Source organism: Dyella solisilvae (genome assembly GCF_003351225.1).
In the GTDB taxonomy this organism is placed as follows: Bacteria; Pseudomonadota; Gammaproteobacteria; order Xanthomonadales; family Rhodanobacteraceae; genus Dyella; species Dyella solisilvae.
This window is the reverse complement of the sequence record NZ_QQSY01000001.1, coordinates 1,415,051-1,434,187: the sequence shown is the minus strand read 5'-3', so window position 1 is coordinate 1,434,187 and position 19,137 is coordinate 1,415,051. Positions and strand designations below refer to the sequence as shown.

The 19,137-nt window shown below is 66.6% G+C and carries 14 protein-coding genes; 4 read left to right on the top strand and 10 right to left on the bottom strand.

Features of this window, described 5'->3' with window-relative positions; all coding sequences use genetic code 11:
* Positions 1-50 precede the first annotated feature (50 nt).
* Entirely contained in the window at positions 51-2,951 is a 2,901-nt protein-coding gene (locus tag DVT68_RS06290) for a bifunctional diguanylate cyclase/phosphodiesterase (protein ID WP_114824131.1), read from the bottom strand.
* Positions 2,952-3,207: 256 nt separating this feature from the next.
* Here DVT68_RS06290 and DVT68_RS06285 point away from each other — a divergent pair, with 256 nt between their 5' ends.
* Positions 3,208-4,131 (top strand): hypothetical protein, encoded by a 924-nt coding sequence (locus DVT68_RS06285; protein ID WP_114824130.1) that lies wholly within the window; start codon positions 3,208-3,210, stop codon positions 4,129-4,131.
* Positions 4,132-4,212: 81 nt separating this feature from the next.
* On the opposite strand, the gene DVT68_RS06280 is transcribed toward DVT68_RS06285, so the two are convergent.
* From DVT68_RS06280 to DVT68_RS06260, 5 genes are all read right to left on the bottom strand, one after another.
* Complete coding sequence (locus tag DVT68_RS06280) at positions 4,213-5,115, bottom strand: DUF4097 family beta strand repeat-containing protein (RefSeq protein WP_114824129.1); 903 nt, start codon at positions 5,113-5,115, stop codon at positions 4,213-4,215.
* A gap of 18 nt (positions 5,116-5,133) precedes the next feature.
* Entirely contained in the window at positions 5,134-5,580 is a 447-nt protein-coding gene (locus DVT68_RS06275; protein WP_114824128.1) for a hypothetical protein, read from the bottom strand.
* Positions 5,577-6,125 (bottom strand): RNA polymerase sigma factor, encoded by a 549-nt coding sequence (locus tag DVT68_RS06270; RefSeq protein WP_114824127.1) that lies wholly within the window; start codon positions 6,123-6,125, stop codon positions 5,577-5,579. The genes DVT68_RS06275 and DVT68_RS06270 overlap by 4 nt, the downstream gene beginning before the upstream one ends.
* A 123-nt stretch (positions 6,126-6,248) precedes the next feature.
* Positions 6,249-8,012, bottom strand: a complete 1,764-nt coding sequence (locus tag DVT68_RS06265; protein WP_114824126.1) for a phosphoenolpyruvate carboxykinase (GTP) — start codon at positions 8,010-8,012, stop codon at positions 6,249-6,251.
* A 248-nt stretch (positions 8,013-8,260) separates the two neighbouring features.
* Positions 8,261-8,839, bottom strand: a complete 579-nt coding sequence (locus DVT68_RS06260) for a TetR/AcrR family transcriptional regulator (RefSeq protein ID WP_114824125.1) — start codon at positions 8,837-8,839, stop codon at positions 8,261-8,263.
* Positions 8,840-8,959: 120 nt separating this feature from the next.
* Here DVT68_RS06260 and DVT68_RS06255 point away from each other — a divergent pair, with 120 nt between their 5' ends.
* From DVT68_RS06255 to DVT68_RS06245, 3 genes are all read left to right on the top strand, one after another.
* Entirely contained in the window at positions 8,960-9,853 is an 894-nt protein-coding gene (locus tag DVT68_RS06255; protein ID WP_114824422.1) for an alpha/beta fold hydrolase, read from the top strand.
* Between the two features lie 43 nt (positions 9,854-9,896).
* The gene (locus DVT68_RS06250) at positions 9,897-12,368 is read left to right on the top strand and encodes an acyl-CoA dehydrogenase (RefSeq protein WP_114824124.1); all 2,472 of its coding nucleotides are present in this window, start codon (positions 9,897-9,899) and stop codon (positions 12,366-12,368) included.
* Positions 12,369-12,594: 226 nt separating this feature from the next.
* A complete protein-coding gene (locus DVT68_RS06245; RefSeq protein WP_114824123.1) occupies positions 12,595-13,065 on the top strand; it encodes a hotdog fold domain-containing protein in 471 nt (156 codons plus the stop codon).
* A 3-nt stretch (positions 13,066-13,068) separates the two neighbouring features.
* On the opposite strand, the gene DVT68_RS06240 is transcribed toward DVT68_RS06245, so the two are convergent.
* Genes DVT68_RS06240 through DVT68_RS06225 form a run of 4 tightly spaced genes read right to left on the bottom strand, consistent with a single transcriptional unit; the run spans position 13,069 to position 19,097 of the window.
* The gene (locus DVT68_RS06240) at positions 13,069-14,064 is read right to left on the bottom strand and encodes a diguanylate cyclase domain-containing protein (protein WP_114824122.1); all 996 of its coding nucleotides are present in this window, start codon (positions 14,062-14,064) and stop codon (positions 13,069-13,071) included.
* Positions 14,061-14,630: a chemotaxis protein CheB gene (locus DVT68_RS06235; protein ID WP_114824121.1), complete on the bottom strand. Its 570-nt coding sequence runs from the start codon at positions 14,628-14,630 to the stop codon at positions 14,061-14,063. Before DVT68_RS06235 ends, DVT68_RS06240 begins: the two co-directional genes overlap by 4 nt.
* 1 nt (position 14,631) lies before the next feature.
* Positions 14,632-15,501, bottom strand: coding sequence for a CheR family methyltransferase (locus DVT68_RS06230; protein ID WP_114824120.1), 870 nt, complete (start codon positions 15,499-15,501; stop codon positions 14,632-14,634).
* Positions 15,498-19,097 carry a response regulator gene (locus tag DVT68_RS06225; RefSeq protein WP_233523361.1) on the bottom strand — a complete coding sequence of 1,200 codons (3,600 nt, stop codon included), beginning with the start codon at positions 19,095-19,097 and terminating at the stop codon, positions 15,498-15,500. The genes DVT68_RS06230 and DVT68_RS06225 overlap by 4 nt, the downstream gene beginning before the upstream one ends.
* Between the last annotated feature and the right edge of the window lie 40 nt (positions 19,098-19,137).

Sequence of the window (19,137 nt, the reverse complement as noted above, 5' to 3'; positions counted from 1 at the left end):
ATACCGCCTACGCGTGGACGACGGACGAAAGACGGTTCGTTTCCGCCGATTCAGGGCAGCGCGAAATGATGCTCGCGCTGCAGCCACACCTCGGCCATCTTCGGCGTCGCGAACAGGAAGCCCTGGCCAAAGCGGCAACCGATGCGCAGCAGCGCCTGGCGCTGCTCCTCGTCCTCGATGCCTTCGGCGATCACCTGCATCTGCAGCGAGTTGGCCAGCGCCTGGATCGCGCGCACCACGGCGGCGCCGTGGCCCCCTTCGCGCGGAAGCTCGACGATGAAGGAGCGGTCGATCTTCAGCGTCTCGATCGGGTACTGGTGCAGGTAGCTCAGCGACGAGTAGCCGGTGCCGAAATCATCCAGCGCGATGCTCACGCCCTGCGAGCGAAGGTTGTCGAGCATGCGCTTGACCTGGATGGCGTTCTCCAGCAGCGCGCGCTCGGTGACTTCGATGCGCAGGCAGCGCGGCGGCAGGCGATGGGACTGAATCAGGTCGAGCAGGCGCTTGTCCAGGTCGGGCTGGCGAAAGTGCCGCCCGGAGACATTGATGCTGACGAAGCCGTCGCTGCCGGCCAGCGCCTCGGCCTGGGCGCAGACCTGCTCGAAGATCTGCCAGTCGATGCTTTCGGCGCAGCCACTCTCTTCGGCGACGGCGAGGAAGTCGGCCGGCGTGAGCAGTCCGCGGTCGGGATGGCGCCAGCGCAGCAGTGCTTCATAACCCACCGTGCGCCCGCTCTGCAGCGCCACGATGGGCTGGTAGAACGGCACGAATTCGTTGCGGCCCAGCGCACGTCGCAGGTCGCCTTCCATTTCCAGCAGCGACAGCGCTTCGCGGCGCAGGCGGTCGTCGAACACCGCGGCGCGATGGCGACCCTCGTCCTTGGCCCGGTACATCGCCGCGTCGGCGTCGCGCAGCAATTCTTCCGGCCGCTGGTAATGCGGGCTGGGCAGGGCGATGCCGATCGAGGCCGAGGTGAAGATTTCCTTGGCGCCGAGACGGAACGGCGCCTGCAGTTCATCGATGATGCGCTCGGCGATCAGCAGCGCCATCTTTGGGTCGGTGATGCCCTCGGCCAGCACGGCGAACTCGTCGCCACCCAGACGCGCCACCACGTCGCGCGTCTTCAGGCAGGCGCGGATGCGGCCGCCGACCTGGAACAGCAGGTCGTCGCCCACCAGGTGACCGACCGAGTCGTTGATGACCTTGAAGCGGTCCAGGTCGATGAACAGCACGGAGAACAGCTCCTGCGCATCACCGTGGTAGCGCTGCAGCGCCTGTTCCATGCGTTGCAGCAACAGGGTGCGGTTGGGCAGGCCAGTGAGTGAGTCGTGCAGGGTCTCGTACTTCAGGCGTCGTTCCACGCGCTCGCGCTCGGCGATCTGCTCGCGCAGGTCGCGGTTGGCCAGCGCCAGCGCGCGCGTGCGCTCGGTGACGCGGCGCTCGAGGCTGGCATAGGCCTGCTTCAGCGACTCGGTAGTGTGCTTGCGCTGCAGCGCGTTGGCCACGTGGTAGCCCACGAAGGTCAACAGCTCCTGGTCACGCACGTCGTACGTATGCTCGGGCGAATAGCTCTGCACCGCCAGCACGCCCATCGCGCGATCGCCCCAGATGAGCGGCACGCCCAGCCAGCACACCGAGCGCGAGCCGCGGTGGGACAACTCGCCCTGGCGTTCCAGTCGGTCGAAATCCTCCGGGTTGGCCAGCAGTGGCTTGCCGTGGCGCAGCACGTACTCGGTAACGCCGCGACCGTGCGCACGCGGCAGGCGCACCGTGTCGAATTCATCCACCGAGTAGGGAAAGCTCAGCGCCTTCTGCTCGTCGTCGAGCAAGGCGATATAGAAGTTGCGTGCGTACAGCAGGCCGCCGATGACGCGGTGCACGGCGGCGTAGAAGTTGTCCAGGCTCTCCGAGGCATTGGCCAGCTCGGCGATGCGGAACAGCGCGGCCTGCAGTCGCTCGCCGCGCTGTCGCTGCAGCACCTGCTGGCGCAGCACGCGGTTGGCCTCGCGCAGGGCGGCGGTACGGCTGGAAACGCGGCGCTCCAGCTCCTCGTGGGCCTCGCGCCGCTCCAGTGCGGTCTGCACGTGCTTGGCCACGTAACTGAGCAGCTCGCGGTCGTGCTGGGTGTAGTGGGTGTCGTCGCGATAACTCTGCATGACGATGCCGCCCACCACGCGTCCATCGCGCAGCAGCGGCACGCCCAGCCAGTGTTCGCACACCGGGCCGATCTGCACGAAGCGTCCCCTGAACTGCTCCATCAGCTCGGAGAACGAACCCATGATCGCCTGTCCGGTCTGCAGCAGGTTCCAGGTCAGGCTGTGACGCATCTCCTGCAACGGCACCGCCTCGTCAGGCGAGGGCGGCTCCTTGTCCATGGTGTCCACGTAGTACGGGAAGCGCACGGTGTCCGTGGCCGCGTCGTACAGCGCGATATAGAAGTTCTCCGCGTACATCAGGCTGCCGAGGATGGCGTGCAGCGAGTGCATCATCTCGGTCATGTTGTGCTCGGCGCCCGCCTGGTCGGCGATGGCGTAGAGCGCACGCTGCAGGCGTTCGGCCAAAGCCAGGCGCGAGATCGCCTCGTACAGGCGGGAGGTCTCGGCCTGCTGGCGCAAACGCGCCGCGGCAAGCCGGCCGAGCCAGGCCAGGTGGTCCTGCATGGAATCGGCGGTCGTCCCCAAGGGGAGTTCCAGCACCAGGGAACGCAGACCCTGGGGATCCTCGGCCAGCTCCAACTGGCGGGCGCCAGCTGGAACGGGGTCCGGATCGCCGAGCAGGCGCCAGTGCAGGCGGCCCTCGACTCCCAGCTCGCCCAGCAGCGCCTCGCAGATTTCCAGCACGCTGGCAGCATCCGTCGCGCGGAACAATCGTTCCACGGCGGCGTGCGTGGCAGCCACGTTGCTGCCCGCAGGCCAGGGCGCTGGCGTGTTGCTGGTGACGGGCGAGCTCATCAGTCGCAGCAGATCCGTGCATGGTCGACAGGGCGGACTATATCGCGCCTCCATTCAGCTTTGTCGGCGTTCAGTTCACTCCGGGGAACCCCCGCCGGTTAAGGTTGTCAAAAAAATGTGATGCCGGGTCGTTATCCTCCCGTTTCGAGACCTGGTTCGGGTGTTAGCAAAAAGTAAAACGTGGTATCGTGTGGCTCGATCGTCTCTGGGAGGGGGCGACTTTCCCGTTCACGGTACTGCGGGGGTTTTCGCGTACATGCGTCGTCTGTTGCTGTCATTGCCGCTGCTTTTCATGCCGTTCATCGCGGCAGGGCAGAGTGCTGCCAGCGATCCGTACGACATGGCGGGACGCATGCTGATGCAGCAGCCCGACCAGATGGCCCAGGTGGGGCCTGGTGTGGCGGTGCCGCTGTGGCAAGGCGCCGATGGCCGCTGGCTGGCGCTGCAGGCGAGCAACGACACGTTGACCGCGGCGCAGCGCGCCGATGCGCCGCTGCAGTTCCGCGCGGTGGATGCGGCGAGTGTCCTTTCCAGCGACGTGCAGTATGGCCTGGGTTCGAACCTTCAGGCGCACGTGGGCGTCAGTGAGCACAACTGGGCGAACAACGACGCGCCGCGCATTGTCGGCAGCGAAGTCGGCGCCACCTATAACGCTGGACGCTACAGCGTGGGTCTGAGCCTGGGCGCGGATACCGTGCCGGGCAACAACGCCAACCTTCCGCGACTGTTGCCGGGCGCGACGCCGGGCGTGAATGGCCTGCCGGGTTTCGACAGCAGCACGCAGCTCAATGCGCGTGGCCGGCTGGCGCTGGACAGCAAGAGCGGCATCGACCTCGGCGCCAGCGTGGGTCGCGTGCGCTTGCTGCCGGGCAATCTGCTGGGCGTCAGCACGCTGGACCAGAAGGCGCTGAGCTTTGGTGTCGATCGTGGTCCGCTGAGCGGCAGCATCGTTGGCCGCACCATGCAGCCGGAAGCCGGTGGCATGCCGGGCGCCGCCTATAACCCGGAGCGTCGCTGGAGCAGCATCGACCTGGGCGTGACCTGGCGCCTGCCGTGGCAGGGTCAGTTGAGCATCGGCGCGCAGAACGTGTGGTCCTCGGGCAATGCCGTGAATACGCCGGCGGGTCCGGAGCCGGACCAGGCGCGCACGCCGTACGTGCAGTACCACCAGGACCTGTAAGCCGCCCACGGCGAGCACGCGGGGCAGATACGAAAACGCCGGGCATCGCCCGGCGTTTTCACATGCGGACCGCGGGGACGATCAGTCCTGCTTGCGGATGCGCAGATCGCCGCTGAAGGTCTCGATGTTCATCTCGCCGTTGCCGCCGCCCACGGTGACGCGTAGTTCGCTGCCGGGACCGTGCTCGGCCTTCTGCACCGTGCCGAAGTCGCTGCGCAGGTCGCCGCTGAAGGTGCTGGCGTGAAGGATGGCCGAGAGACCGGAGGGCACGGTGACCTGCACGTCGCCGCTCATGCTGTCGACGGCGAAGGTTCCATCCTTGGCGAGGCCGCCGGCCAGCTGCACGTCGCCCGACACGGTGCTGAGGTTGAACTTGCGCCATGGGCCGCCGTTGACGCGCACGCGCCCGGATACGGTCTGCAGCTCGGCCTCGTCGCCGACGTTCGGCGCCAGGATGTCGCCGCTCACCGTCTGCAGCGCAACCTTGCCGGCACTGCCGGCAAGCTCGATCGTTCCGCTGACGCTGTCGACGTTGACCTGCGGCGCACGCGCATTCACGCGCGCCTTGCCGCTTACCGTGTTCACCTTGATCTTGCCGCCGTCGATGCCATCGATGCTCAACGGCGCGCTCACCACGTCCACGTCCAGCGAGGCGCCCTTGGGGACGCGCACTTCGAGCATGGTGCCGCTCATCGAGGTGTCGCTGTTCCAGCTGAACCAGCCGGACTTGCCCTGCGGCTGCACCTTGATGCTCATGTCGCTGGCGCTGCCTTCGATGGCCAGCGGTTTGGCGCCGTCGCCGAGCCGACCGCCCACCTCGACCTGGTTTCGATCCCACGCAGTTATGGTGACCGCGCCTTTCACGTTGCTGATGCTGACGTGCACGTTGGGCGTGGCGTCATGGCTGAGGTTGATGGGCGTATCGGCCAGGGCCTGGCCGATCGACAGGCAGAGCAGGAGTGGAAGGATGCGTGCGGTTTTCATGTAAAGGCTCCGCTGGACTCAACCAGCCTGGTGTTCCATCTGTCGCAATTGCGTCTGTTGCTGCTGGGTGCGGTAAAGCAGGCGCTGCAGTGCTGGCGAGTTCGGCGCCTGTTCCAGCGCCTGTTTCAGTTCCATGTGGGCGGCGTCCAGTTCCACCGCGGCGCCGGCCAGGCGCGGGTCGGCCGGTCGCCAGCGCGCGATATCCGGCGCGGGCGCCGTGGCGGCGGTGGCGATCGGGCGATCGCGCAGGTGCACGGCCAGGCTGCCGGCGAACAGCGAGATGCCGACAAAGCTTGCCGCCACCAGCCAGTTCTGCAGGCGAGGCGGGGATCGGCGCCCTGACGCTTCGACGTGAGTGCTGGCGTCGGTGTCCAGTGCGGCATCGATGTCCGCCCACAGGTCGCGTCGCGGCGACATGGGTTCGCGCAGTGCGCGCGTCTGGCGGAGCCATTCGAATTCGTTCATGACCGTTCTCCCAAAATCTTGCGCAGCAGGCCTCGAGCGCGATGCAGTTGCGCCTTCGACGAACCTACCGCCATGCCAAGCTCGATGCCGATCTCTTCGTGCCGCCAACCTTCGATGTCGTGCAGCACCAGGACGGCGCGCGCGCGTGGCGGCAGTCTGGCGATCGCGCGTTCCAGCTCTTCGCGTTCGGCGGCGCAGAAGGGTGTTTCACCGTGGTCGGGGATGTCGTCCTCGGCCATCATGCTGACCGGATCGGCGCCGCGCGACCTGATGTCCATCAAGGCGACGTTGACGGCGAGCCGATAAAGCCACGTGCCGAACGCACTCTCGCCGCGAAAGCCGCCGAGCTTCTGCCAGGCGCGCACGAACGCGTCCTGGGTGAGATCTTCCGCACGCGCGTGGTCGTAACCGGCCAGCCGGTACACCGCGCCGTACACGCGATCCACGTGCAGCCGATAGAGTCGATGAAAAGCCTGCCGGTCACCGGCGGCAGCCGCGCGCACGTCGTCCGTGTCAGTGGATTCCGCAGCGGGCGCAGGCGGCATCGGGCTTCCGTTGGCGGGGCAGGCAGCGATCATCTTGCCAGCTTGGATGCGCCCGCGCCTGGCAAGGTTTAGAGGAAACCCGCAAGGATAGGCCCCGCCGGCGAGCCCGGCGGGGCAGGTGCATCAGGAGGCGATGGCGGCCGTGTCCAGCGCCTTGGCCACGCGCTGCTGCTCGGCGTGCAGTGCGTCCGGCATGCGACCGCCGAAGCTCTGCAGGTAGTCGCCGATGGCGGCCAGCTCGGCAGTCCAGCCGGCGTGGTCGACGTCGAGCAGGGTGTCGAGCGTGGCGCCGTCCAAGGCCAGGTCGTCGACCTTCAACTCACCCTTGGCGGGCACGGTACCGATCGGCGTCTCGTTGCCGGCGGCGCGGCCTTCCACGCGGTCGATCATCCATTCGAGCACGCGCAGGTTGTCGCCGTAGCCCGGCCACAGGAAGCGGCCGTCCTCGCCCTTGCGGAACCAGTTGACGTGGAAGATCTTCGGCAGCTTGGCGCCGGGCTGGTCGAACGACAGCCAGTGACGGAAGTAGTCGCCGTAGTGGTAGCCGGCGAACGGCTTCATGGCCATCGAGTCGCGGCGCAGCACGCCTACGGCGCCGGTGGCGGCGGCCGTGGTTTCCGAGCCCATCGCGGCGCCGACCAGCACGCCGTGCTTCCAGTCCTTGGCCTCGAACACCAGCGGGATCAACGAGGGACGGCGGCCGCCGAACACGATGGCGCTGATCGGCACGCCTTGCGCATCCTCCGCACGCGGCGACCAGGTCGGGCACTGCCTGGCGCTCACGGTGAAGCGCGAGTTCGGGTGCGCGGCCGGGCCGTTGGCCGGGTCATACGGACGGCCCTGCCAGTCGGTGACCGGCGTGCCGGGCAGGCCTTCCCACCACGGCTGGTTGTCGGCGGTCACGGCGACGTTGGTGAAGATGGTGTCGCGCGCGATGGTCGACAGGGCATTGGGGTTGGTGGCGGTGCTGGTGCCCGGCGCCACGCCGAAATAGCCGGCTTCGGGGTTGATGGCGTAGAGGCGGCCATCGGCGCCCGGGCGCATCCAGCAGATGTCGTCGCCCACGGTCCACACCTTCCAGCCGTCCTGGCGATAGCCCTCCGGCGGAATCAGCATGGCCAGGTTGGTCTTGCCGCAAGCCGACGGGAACGCGGCGGCGATGTAGTGCGTCTCGCCCCTCGGGTTCTCGATGCCGACGATCAGCATGTGCTCGGCCAGCCAGCCCTCGGACTTGGCCTGGAAGCTGGCGATGCGCAGGGCGTGGCACTTCTTGCCAAGCAGCGCATTGCCGCCGTAGCCGGAGCCGTACGACTTGATGGTCAGCTCCTCGGGGAAGTGCATGATGAAGCGGCGCTCCGGATCAAGTTCGCCGGTGGAGTGCAGCCCCTTCACGAAGCGACCTTCGCGCTCGATGCGCGCCTGCGCGGCGGCGCCCATGCGGGTCATGGTGCGCATGTTGGCCACCACGTACGGGCTATCGGTGATCTCCACGCCGCAGCGGGCCAGCGGCGAATCGATCGGCCCCATGCAGTAGGGGATCACGTACATGGTGCGGCCTTCCATGCAGCCATCGAACAGCGCGTCCATCTTGGCGTGCGCCTCGGCCGGCGCCATCCAGTGGTTGTTCGGGCCGGCCGCGTCCTCTTCCACGGTGCAGACGAAGGTCAGGTGCTCCACGCGGGCGACATCGGAGGGGTTGGAACGGTGCAGGTAGCAGCCCGGGTGGGTCTGCTGGTTCAGCTCGATCAGATCGCCAGTACGCAGCATCTGCTGCACCAGCTGCTGGTACTCGGCGTCCGAGCCGTCGCACCAGTGGATCTGCGCAGGGCGGGTCAGGGCCGCCACTTCGTCAACCCAACGCTGCAGGGCTTCCAGCTTGCTCGACATCACGTTCCTCACTTCTGGTCTTGAGCCAAAAAAGAACGAAAACGGTAACTTGCGAGCACTGGCATGGCAAGTTGTGATGCAGCAAAAGGCAATTGGTTGCACCAGAAATCGTTGCCCGACCCGGTAGTTAGAAGGGGGTGTGCAGACCACTTTCCGGAGTGGGCTACCAGTCGGTTCGGGCACAAAAAACGCCGCCCGAAGGCGGCGTTCTGGTGTCAGCGTGTTTGCTGAGCGGGGTCCGCTGACGCTTACGCCGGCGTCAGCGTGCGGATCATGTGCTCGACGTAGGCGTCGAACTCTTCGTGGCTGATCCGGGGCAGGCCCAGCGTGAAGTTCAGCTGCAGGAAGCCCACATAGGCGGCATAGGTGAGACGGGCGCGATTGAGCGCCTCTTCGGGCGCCAAGCCGGCCTCGCGGTAGATGGAGGTAAGAAATTCCATGCGCCGCTGCGACACGCGGGCCATCACCGGCACCACCTGGGGGTGGTCCAGCGCCTTGAGCAGGGCGGCGTAGACTCGATGCGGCGCCAGTTCATGCGCCACGCGGCGGAACAGTTCCGGCAGGCGCGCACGCACGTCGGGCATGGCCTCGATCTGCGCGATCACTTCGCGTTCGCCGTATTGCTCCCAGCGCTCCAGCGCGGCCTGTAGCAGCGCCTCGCGGGTGCGGAAATGCCAGTAGAAACTGCCCTTGGTGACGCCCAACTGACGGGCCAGGGCCTCCACGGCCAAGGCGCCAACTCCCTGATCGGCGATCAGTCTGAGGGCGGCGTCTTCCCAATCCTCGGCGGAAAGGCGGGTGCGTTCGGGTTTGGCGCTCACATTCATGTGCGCATGGTAACCCACTCTGCGCGTCCGTATGGATGGGGAAGCTCATCCGGCGCATGGGCGTCGGCTCGGGGCAGGACATATTGACGTGGCGGTTTGCCGCAATCCATACTCATGCGTATGGTAACGATTTCGACTACCGAAGAGACTGTTTCCCGCGTGACCGCCGTCGACGGCCTGGGGCTGGCCGTGGAAGTGCGGCAGCCCGCGGGTGTGCCGACCCTGCTGTTCGCCCATGGCTTTGGCCAGACCCGCGGCGCCTGGCGCGGCGCGGCCACCGCGCTAGCCGCGGAGGGCTACCGTTGCGTGACGTTTGATGCGCGCGGGCATGGCGAGAGCGACCGGGTGGCCGGTGGCGAGTACCACATGGAGCAGTTCATCGGCGACCTGCGCCTGTTGGCGCACGCCGAACTGCACCGGCCGATCCTGGTGGGCGCCTCCATGGGTGGCCTTCTGGGACTGATGCTGGCGGGCGAGATCGACCCGGAGGCATTCCGCGCCCTGGTGCTGGTGGACATCACGCCGCGCTGGGAGACGGCCGGCGTCGAACGCATCCTGGCTTTCATGCAGGCCCACCCTGATGGTTTCGCCAGCTATGCCGAGGTGGCCGACGAGATTGCGCGCTACCTGCCGCACCGCGGCGGGCGCAAGAGCGAGGACCAGTTGCGACCGCTCCTTCGCGAGGGCAGCGACGGCCGCCTGCGCTGGCATTGGGACCCGGCCCTGCTGGGTGGCGACCTCGTGCGCGAGAGCGAACGTTATCAGCCACGCCTGATGGCCTCCGCGGCCAAGGTGCGCGTGCCGGTGTTGCTGCTTTCCGGCGGGCGCAGCGATGTCGTGTCGCGCGACACCGTCGATGAATTCCTGAAGCTGGCGCCGCACGCCGAGCATGTGGAGTTGCCGCGGGCGACGCACATGGTGGCCGGTGACGCCAACGATGCATTCACCCGCGAGATCGCAAGGTTTGTCGGCCGGCTTTCCGGCGCCGGTCGCGGCGATGCGGTCGCCCTTTGAACTCCCTGATCAGCCCAGTCGTCATCCGTAACGAGGTGTAGTGATGTCCGTGATCCTGACCCTGCTGGCGGCTCTCATTGCCACTGGCGCCTGTGCTTACCATCGCAGCAGCCTGCGCACGTGGGCGATCGCCACGGTGGCCACCACTGTCGTGGTCGGTCTGCTGGCGGGCGCGCTGTGGACGACCTTCATCCTGCTGGTGATCGAGCTCGCCATCGCCGTGCCGCTGCTGATGGACGGCTTCCGCCGCAAGCAGATCAGCGCGCCGCTGCTGAAGATGTTCACCAAGGTCACACCGAAGCTCTCCGAAACCGAGCAGACCGCGCTGGAAGCCGGCACGGTGGGCTTCGAGGGCGAGTTGTTCTCCGGCAAGCCCGACTGGCATGAGCTGCTCAAGCAGCCCAAGCCGGAGCTGAGCGTGGAAGAGCAGGCCTTCATGGACGGCCCGGTGGAAGAACTGTGCGGCATGATCGACGACTGGCAGATCACCCACGAGCTGGCCGACCTGCCGCCCGAGGTCTGGGCCTTCGTCAAGAAGCACAAGTTCTTCGGCATGATCATCCCGAAGCAGTACGGTGGCCTGGGCTTCTCGGCGCTGGCGCATTCGGCGGTTCTGCAGAAGCTGGCCACCATGTCGGCCACGGTGGCCTCCACGGTCGCAGTGCCGAACTCGCTGGGTCCGGCCGAGCTGCTGCTGCACTACGGCAGCGACGAACAGAAGAATTACTACCTGCCGCGCCTGGCGGTGGGCGAAGAGATCCCGTGCTTCGCGCTGACCGGCCCGTATGCCGGCTCCGACGCCACCTCGATCACCGATTTCGGCATCGTCTGCAAGCAGATGGTGGACGGCGTCGAGACGCTGGGCATGAAGCTCACCTTCGACAAGCGCTACATCACGCTGGCGCCGATCGCCACGGTGGTTGGCCTGGCCTTCCGCCTGTACGACCCCGAGAAGCTGCTGGGTGACACCGAAGACCTCGGCATCACGCTGGCGCTGCTGCCGCGTTCGACCCCGGGCCTGGAGATCGGTCGTCGCCACTTCCCGCTCAACATCCCGTTCCAGAATGGTCCGCTGCATGGCAAGGACGTGTTCGTGCCGCTGTCGGTGCTGATCGGCGGGCCGCACATGGCCGGTCATGGCTGGCGCATGCTGGTGGAGTGCCTGTCGGTGGGTCGCGCAATTTCGCTGCCGTCCAACGCGACGGGTGGCGTGCGCGCCGCGGTCGCCGCGACTGGCGCCTATGCACGCATGCGCAAGCAGTTCGGCCTGTCGGTCGCCCGCTTTGAGGGCGTGGAAGAAGCGCTGGCCCGCATCGGTGGCCTGACCTACGCCACGGCCGCGCTGTCGCGCGCTACCGCTGCGGCGGTGGATCGTGGCGAGAAGCCGGCGGTGCCGTCGGCGATCGCCAAGTACCACGCCACCGAAATGGGACGCGCCATTGCCGGTGATGCGATGGACGTGCATGGCGGCAAGGCCGTGCAGCTGGGCCCGAAGAACTACGCCGGCCGCGCCTGGCAGGGCGTGCCCATCGCCATCACGGTGGAAGGCGCCAACATCATGACGCGCAGCCTGATGATCTTCGGCCAGGGCGCGATCCGCTGCCATCCTTACGTGCTGAAGGAAATGCAGTCGCTGTCGATCGCCGACTATGGAGACCGACTCAAGACCTTCGACCGCGCGCTGTTTGGCCACATCGGCTTTGGCATTTCCAACGCGGTGCGGGCGTTCACCCTGGGCATCACCGGTTCGCGTATCGGCGACACGGCGGGCGATGCCTATGTGCGCCGCTACTACCGCAAGCTCAACCGCTACTCCGCCGCATTGGCGCTGTGCGCCGACACGTTCATGGGTGTGCTGGGCGGCAAGCTGAAGTTCAAGGAAAAGCTGTCGGCGCGACTGGGCGACGTGCTCAGCTACCTGTACATCGCCAGCGCCATGCTGAAGCGCTACGAGGATACCGGTCGTCCGGAAGCGGATCGTCCGCTGCTGGCCTGGGCCTTCCACGAGTGCATGTGGCGCACGCAGATGGCCCTGGACGGCGCCATCCGCAACTTCCCGGTGAGGCCGGTGTCGTGGCTGCTGCGCGCGCTGGTGTTCCCGTTCGGTCGTCGCGAGGTGCCGCCGTCGGATCGCCTGGGTCGTCGCGTGGCCGCCATCATCACCGCGCCGGGCGAAGCCCGCGATCGCCTCACCGAATGGGTTTACCTCACCCCGACGGCTAACAACACCATCGGCCGCATGAACGCCTTGCTGCCGGACGTGATCGCCGCCGAGCCGGTCGAGCGCAAGTTTGGCAAGGCGCAGAAGGCGGGGCAGTTCAAGTCGCACGACTACAACGGCCAGCTTGCCGAGGCGCTGCAGGCGGGCGTGATCAACCCCGCCGAATTCGAGTTGCTCAAGCGCGTGCGTGACGGCGTGGCCGAGTTCATCGCGGTGGATGATTTCGATGCGGCCGAACTGCGCGCCGCGGTGACGCGGGCTGATCGCAAGAAGAAGCTGGCGGACGCGGCCTGAAATGGCTCGTCGTCCCAGCGAAGGATGGGACCCAGCGACTTCAAGGTCTTCCTCAGGCATCGAAGGCACTGGATGACTCGCTGCGCTCGCCCCTTCGGAGCCGCCCTGCGGGCGTTCTGCGCGCTGCGCGCTTGTCCAGCTTCCGTTGGGATGACGTTCGGGCAATTGTGATGGTCTGAGGCATAGCACGACGGGGCTCGCGCCCCGCCCCAGCGGGAGACTTGGCATGAGCGAGGCGCTGTCCCTGTATCGCAAGCTGGTTTCCCTGCCGGGAGGCCGCTGGTTGTATGGCAGGCTGATCTGCTTGAAGGCTCCTTACTTCGCCACCATCGCACCGCGCTTCATGGCGCTTGAGCCCGGGCGATGCGCGGTGGATATCAGTGACCGACGCCGCGTGCACAACCACATCGGTACCGTGCATGCGATCGCGCTGTGCAACGTGGCCGAACTCACCGCCGGCATGATGACGGACGTGACGATTCCGCCCGGCATGCGCTGGATTCCCAAGGGCATGGCGGTGGAATACCTGGCCAAGGCCAAGGGGACCATGCACGCCGAAGCGACTCCGGAAAGTGCGGCGATCGAAGCCCCGAACGGCTACGCCTGGCCCGTGCGGGTCAGCGTGCGCAATGGAACGGGAGAGGAAGTGTTTCGCGCCCGCATCGACATGTGGGTATCGCCGCGCAAGGCGGCCTGACGCTCAGCGGGCCAGCACGCAGCGGTTCTTGCCTTCGGCCTTGGCCTGGTAGAGGGCCTGGTCGGCGGCATGGATGAGCTCCTCGTCGCCCTGGGTTTCACCTTTCCACAGCGCCACGCCAATGCTGGCGCTGACGCGCGCCTCGAATGGTCCATGGCGATCATCCAACTCATACGGACTGGCCAGCAGGGTGCACACCTGCTCGCAGCGCCGGAGCAGCGAGGGAACGTCGCCGACGTCTTCCAGGATCAGGGCGAATTCGTCGCCGCCCAGGCGGGCGACGGTGTCGTTTGCGCGCAGTTCGTCGGTGAGCCGTTCAGCCACGGTGCGCAGCAAGGCGTCGCCGGCGGGGTGGCCGCGGTTGTCGTTCACGGCCTTGAAGCCATCGATGTCCAGCAGGGCCAGCGCGAAGCCCGGGCCATGGCGCGGCACGCGCTGCATGGCGGTGAGCAAGCGGTCGTGGAACAACACGCGGTTGGGCAGGCCGGTGAGCATGTCGTGCGTGGCCTGATGGCGAATCTGCGCTTCGATGCGAAGCCGCTCGGAAATCTCCGCCTGCAGCTGTTCGTTGCTCTCCGACAGCTCGGCCATGGCGGACTTCAATTGCGCGCGCGCGTTGTACAGCTCGAGGAACACGCGCACCTTCGACTGCAGGATCATGTCGTTGATCGGTTTGGCGATGTAATCCACCGCGCCGAAGTGGTAGCCGCGCACGCGGTTGATGTCGTCAGCGTAGGCGGCGGTGACGAATATGATGGGCGTGTCGCGCAGTCGCTCGTCTTCGCCAATCAGGAACGCGACCTCAAAGCCGTCCATCTCCGGCATGTTCACGTCCAGCAGGATCAGGGCGAACTCGTGGTCCAGGCACAGCGCCAGCGCGGCATTGCCGCTGCTGGCTTCGTAGACCTCTGCGCCGCTGTCGGCCAGCAGGTGGCGCATGGCCACCAGGTTGGCCGGGGTGTCATCGACGACGAGAATCTTGGGAGCGAACGTGTTCATGTCAGGCAGAGGCGATTGAGCAGCGGCGCGATGGCCGCGAGAGGCAGACAATGGTCGGCGCCTGCGAGTTCCAGCGCGGCCTGTGGCATCACCGGGACGGCGGCGTCGGCCGGGTCCTGCACGATGGCGACGCCGCCGCAGTGGCGGATCCGCGCCACGCCTTCCGCGCCGTCGCGGTTGGCGCCGGTAAGCAGTACGCCGATCAGGCCGTCGCGGTAGGCTTCGGCCGCCGAGTCAAACAACACGTCGATGGAGGGGCGGGCGAAACTCACGCGCTCGTCCACCGACAGGGCGAAGCGATGGCTGGCCTCGACCAGCAGGTGGTAGCCGCTGGGGGCGATATGGATGACACCGCCCTCCAGCGAGGCACGCTCGCGCGCCTCCACCACCCGCAGGGTGGCATGCTGGCCGAGCAGCTCGCACATCAGGTCGACCGTGGCCGAGCCGGTATGGCAGCACACGGCGATGGGCTGCGGCAGGGCGCGGTCGAGCCCGGCGAACAGCGTCTCCAGTGCGTTCAGTCCGCCCGCCGAACAACCGATCACGATGGCCTGTGGCGAATTCATCTCAGCCACCGCCCCCGTTGCGTGACTCCAGGCGATAGATGCGCAGGGCGGCGTTCATCGGCGTGAAGTCGACGGCCGACGGCGCAAAGGCCAGGCTCTCGCGCGTGCCCAGGCAAAGAAAGCCGCCACGCACCAGGCTGTCGCGGAACAGTCCCAGCGTGCGGTCCTGCAACGGATCGGAAAAATAGATCAGTACGTTCCGGCACAGCACCAAGTGCGCCTCGCAGAACACCTCGTCGGTGACCAGGTTGTGATTGGCGAAGATCACGTTTCTTCGCAGCCGCTGGTCGAGCTTGATCAGTTCGTAGCGCGCGCTGTAGTAGTCCGCCAGAGAGTGGCTGCCGCCCGCGGCCAGGTAATTGCGTGACCACAGCTGCGCGTCGCGGGCCGGGTAAATGCCTTCCTGGGCCTGGTTCAGCGCGCTTTCGTTGAAGTCGGTGGCGTAGATCTGGCTGCGTTCGTACAGCCCGGCCTCTTCCAGCAGGATCGCCAGCGAATAAACCTCCTGCCCATGCGCGCAGCCGGCCTGCCAGATGTTGATCTGCGGGTAGGAGGCCAGCACGGGGAAGACCTGTTCGCGCAGCGCGCGGAACACGTCCGGGTCGCGAAACATTTCCGACACCGGCACCGACAGCCCTTCCAGCACCACCGGCAGGAAATCCGGCTCGTGCAGCAGTCGCGCGGTGATCGCGCTCACCGTATCGGCGTGCTGGGCCTGCACCAGTTGCAGCACGCGGCGCTTCAGCGAGGCGGGGGCGTACTGGCTGAAGTCGTAGCCATAGCGCAGCTTCAACGCCCGTACGAACAACTCGACCTCGATGTCCTCGAGGACCGTGTCGGGCGGGGGCGTCGGGCCGGCCAAGGTATTCATCGATGCAGCCACACGTGCATCATCGACGACAGCTTGTCGATGTCGATCGGCTTGGAAAGGTAGTCGTTGGCGCCGGCGTCCAGGCATTTCTCGCGGTCGCCGCGCATCGCCTTGGCGGTGAGCGCGATGATCGGCAGCTTGTCCAGCCGCGGCTGGGCGCGGATCGCGCGGATGGTGTCGTAGCCATCCATGACGGGCATCATCACGTCCATCAGCACCAGCTCGATGCTCTGGTTCTCGGCCAGCACCTTCAGCGCCTTCTGGCCATCCTGGGCCATGGTCACCTGCATGCCCCAGCCACGCAGCACCTTGGACAGCGCGAACAGGTTGCGCATGTCGTCGTCGACCAGCAGCACCTTGCGTTCGTACAGCTCGCCGTTGGTCGGGGCCGCGGGCGAGGGCGCGCCCCCGGTCGAGGCCGGTCGCTGGCCATCGCCGATGCTGTGCAGGAACAGGCTCACCTCGTCCATCAGGCGCTCCGGCGAGCGCGCGCCCTTGATCACGATGCTGTCGGTGTACTGGCGCAGCTTGAGGCTTTCCTCTCGACTGAGCTCGCGGCCCGAGTACACCACCACCGGAGGGATCCGCCCGCTGGCGGCCAGTCGCTCGAGGAATTCCATGCCCGAGATGCCGGGCAGGCCGAGGTCGAGCACGATGCAGTCGTACTCCGTGCCCTTGAGCAGCTCCAGCGCATCTTCCGCGCTGCCCGCCTCGTCGATGCTGACGTCGTCGCGGCGCAGTAGCGTGCGCATGGCCGCACGCGAGTCGGCGTCATCATCGATCACCAGAAGGTGGCGCGTGTGGCCTTCGGCGAAATGCAGCAACCGTTCGAACGCGTCGTTGATGGCCTCCCGGCTCACCGGCTTGGTGAGGAAGCCCACCGCGCCAAGGTCCCTGCCGCGGCTGGCTTCGTCCACCGCGGAAATGAAGTGCACCGGGATGTGCCGCGTGGCGCCGTCGTCCTTGAGGCGCTCGATCACGGTCCAGCCGTCCATGCCGGGCAGCATCACGTCGAGCAGGATGCCGGTCGGACGATAGCGCCTGGCCAACTGCAGACCGGACTCGCCGTCGGCCGCGGCGAGCACGCGGTAGTCCTTGCGACGCACCATGTCGGCGAGGATGCGGGCGAACACCGGATCGTCCTCGACGATCAGGATGACGGTGTCGTGCGGCGCGATGTGCTCGCGGTCGTCGTCGATGGTCTCCGGCAGCAGCGCCGAAGTCGCGGCCTGCGGGGCTGGCGCCGCGAGCGCGGTCGGGGTGGGCGCCGCGCGGGTGGACGACGGCCCCTGCAGAGGCAGCAGGATGGTGAATGTGCTGCCGTGCCCGACGTCGCTGTGCAGCACGATGTCGCCGGCGAGCAGCTCGATGATGCGCTTGGAAATGGTCAGGCCCAGCCCGGTGCCGCCGTACTGGCGACTGGTGCTGGCATCCACCTGCTCGAACGCCTGGAAGATCTTCTCGGCCTTCTCCGGTGGTATGCCGATGCCGGTGTCGCTCACCGCAATGGCGATCACGTCCTGCCCTTGCAGCGATGGCGGCAGCACGATGGCCGCCGCAGGGCGGGCGACCTGCACGCGAACGGCGCCGTGGTGGGTGAACTTGAACGCGTTGCCGATGAGGTTGTTGGCCACCTGCTCGAGCTTGGCCGCGTCGGTGCGGATGACCGGGGGCAGCGCAGGGTCGATCTCCACCTGGAAATCCAGGTGCTTGTCCTGGGCCACGTGATTGAACGTGCGCTTCAGCGATCGCTCCAGGTCGGCCAGCGGGAAGTCCTCGAGCAGGATCTCCATCTTGCCGGCCTCGACCTTGGACAGGTCGAGGATGTCGTTGATCAGGCGCAGCAGGTTGCTGCCGGAGTCGTGAATGATGCGCGCCGACTCGACCTGCTCGACATCGAGGTTGCCCTCACGGTTGTCGGCCAGGCTTCGCGAGAGGATCAACAGGCTGTTGAGCGGCGTGCGCAGCTCATGCGACATGTTGGCGAGAAATTCGGACTTGTACTGGCTGGCGCGGGCCAGCTCTTCGGCTTTCTCCTGGGTCTCGCGCTGCAGGTCCTCCAGCACGCGCTTTTGATGGTTGAGAGTCTCGGTTTTCTGCCGCAGCTCTTCGTTGGATGCCTGCAGCTCTTCGGTCTGCACGCGCAGCTCCTCTTCCGAGGCGAGCAGCCGCTGCGACTGTTCCTGCAGTTCGCGCGTCCTGGCGTTGAGCTCCTCGTTGGTGACCTGGAGGTCCTGCTGCTGACGACGCAAGATGTCTTCCGACGCGCGCAGTTCGTCGGCCTGCTGGCTGGTACGTTGCAGAAGATCCTGGGTGCGCAGCGCGCGGCCAATGTTCTCGAGCGACAGTGAAGCGATCGGCAGCAGTTCGTCGAGCAGGCGCTGCTGGTGCTCGGTCAAAGGCTGGAAGCTGCCCAGCTCCAGCACGCCGAGCAGCTTGTTGCGCAACATCATCGGCAACAGGGTAATGCTGCGTGGCGTCGCCTCGCCGCTGCCGGAATGGATGCGGACGTAGTCATCGGGCACGTCCCGCAAGGTGATCACCTTGCGCTCCACCGCGCACTGGCCCACCAGTCCTTCGCCGAGCGCGTATTCGGTGCTGAGATGACGTCGTTGCTGGAAACCGTAGCTGCCGATGAGATGCAGGAGTCGCCGCTCTTCATCGTAGAGATAGAAGATGCCTACGCCCGCCTGCAGCAGGGGCACCAGGGTGCTGGTCAGGTATTCGGCAAATTCGCGCTGGTCCGGCGCGGCCTGCAGCTCGCTGGCGATCTGCGAGACGTTGGTCTTCACCCAGGTCTGCGCGCTGGTCTCGATCGCCATCTGCTTGAACACCTGCAGGGCGCGCGCGATTTCGCCGATTTCATCCCTGCGTTCGATCTCGCGGACTTCCACGCTGTGATCGTGCGCGGCCAGCCGTGTCATCAGGTTGGTCATGCGCCGCAGTGGCCACGTGATCAGGCGGAACGTCATGGCGATGACGAAGATGCCGACCAGCAGGCTGAGCAGCATGGTCACCCAGGTGATGGCCTGGACGCCGGTCACGTCGTGTCGCTGCGCCTGCTCACGCTGATCGAGCAGCTGCTGCTCGGTGGCTTCCATCTGCTTGATCACAGCCAGCAGGTCGCTCATCGGAACCGACAGCTGGCTGAGATACGTCGTCTGGATCCGCTCGCGTTGCAACGCGGCGGCGACGGGATCGGTGGCGTCGACGTTCTGGATCGCCTCGATGCCCTTGGTGGTGATCTCCTGCTGCCAGGTGGCGCTCAGTCCCTGCAGGTGGTCGACGCGCATCTGCTGGATGGGATTGTCCGCCGTCATTTGGCGCAGCTCCGCCAGCATGGCGTCGAACCGGCGGTTTTCGCTGTGGAACGCCTCCAGTTCGGCCGGCCGTCGGGTCAGCACATAGGTGCGCGCCGCAATCTGCCTCTGCAGCAGGCTCTGCGCGACATCATCGAGCTTCTGTTCGACGTCGTAGGTGTGCCGGACCCAGTGCCAGCCTTCGGCCTGGCGGGTGACCGATATCAGGGTCACCGCGCCCGAAGTCAGGAACAACAGCAGCAGGATGCCGATGGCCAACAGTATTTTTCGCTGCATCGGCTGATGCGCGAGCCAGGAGTATCTGCGGCGGGTTGGG

Coding starts and splice junctions, on each gene's coding strand:
- DVT68_RS06290 (WP_114824131.1), bottom strand. CDS start 2,951: ATGAGCTCGCCCGTCACCAGCAACACGCCAGCGCCCTGGCCTGCGGGC.
- DVT68_RS06285 (WP_114824130.1), top strand. CDS start 3,208: ATGCGTCGTCTGTTGCTGTCATTGCCGCTGCTTTTCATGCCGTTCATC.
- DVT68_RS06280 (WP_114824129.1), bottom strand. CDS start 5,115: ATGAAAACCGCACGCATCCTTCCACTCCTGCTCTGCCTGTCGATCGGC.
- DVT68_RS06275 (WP_114824128.1), bottom strand. CDS start 5,580: ATGAACGAATTCGAATGGCTCCGCCAGACGCGCGCACTGCGCGAACCC.
- DVT68_RS06270 (WP_114824127.1), bottom strand. CDS start 6,125: ATGCCGCCTGCGCCCGCTGCGGAATCCACTGACACGGACGACGTGCGC.
- DVT68_RS06265 (WP_114824126.1), bottom strand. CDS start 8,012: ATGTCGAGCAAGCTGGAAGCCCTGCAGCGTTGGGTTGACGAAGTGGCG.
- DVT68_RS06260 (WP_114824125.1), bottom strand. CDS start 8,839: ATGAATGTGAGCGCCAAACCCGAACGCACCCGCCTTTCCGCCGAGGAT.
- DVT68_RS06255 (WP_114824422.1), top strand. CDS start 8,960: ATGGTAACGATTTCGACTACCGAAGAGACTGTTTCCCGCGTGACCGCC.
- DVT68_RS06250 (WP_114824124.1), top strand. CDS start 9,897: ATGTCCGTGATCCTGACCCTGCTGGCGGCTCTCATTGCCACTGGCGCC.
- DVT68_RS06245 (WP_114824123.1), top strand. CDS start 12,595: ATGAGCGAGGCGCTGTCCCTGTATCGCAAGCTGGTTTCCCTGCCGGGA.
- DVT68_RS06240 (WP_114824122.1), bottom strand. CDS start 14,064: ATGAACACGTTCGCTCCCAAGATTCTCGTCGTCGATGACACCCCGGCC.
- DVT68_RS06235 (WP_114824121.1), bottom strand. CDS start 14,630: ATGAATTCGCCACAGGCCATCGTGATCGGTTGTTCGGCGGGCGGACTG.
- DVT68_RS06230 (WP_114824120.1), bottom strand. CDS start 15,501: ATGAATACCTTGGCCGGCCCGACGCCCCCGCCCGACACGGTCCTCGAG.
- DVT68_RS06225 (WP_233523361.1), bottom strand. CDS start 19,097: ATGCAGCGAAAAATACTGTTGGCCATCGGCATCCTGCTGCTGTTGTTC.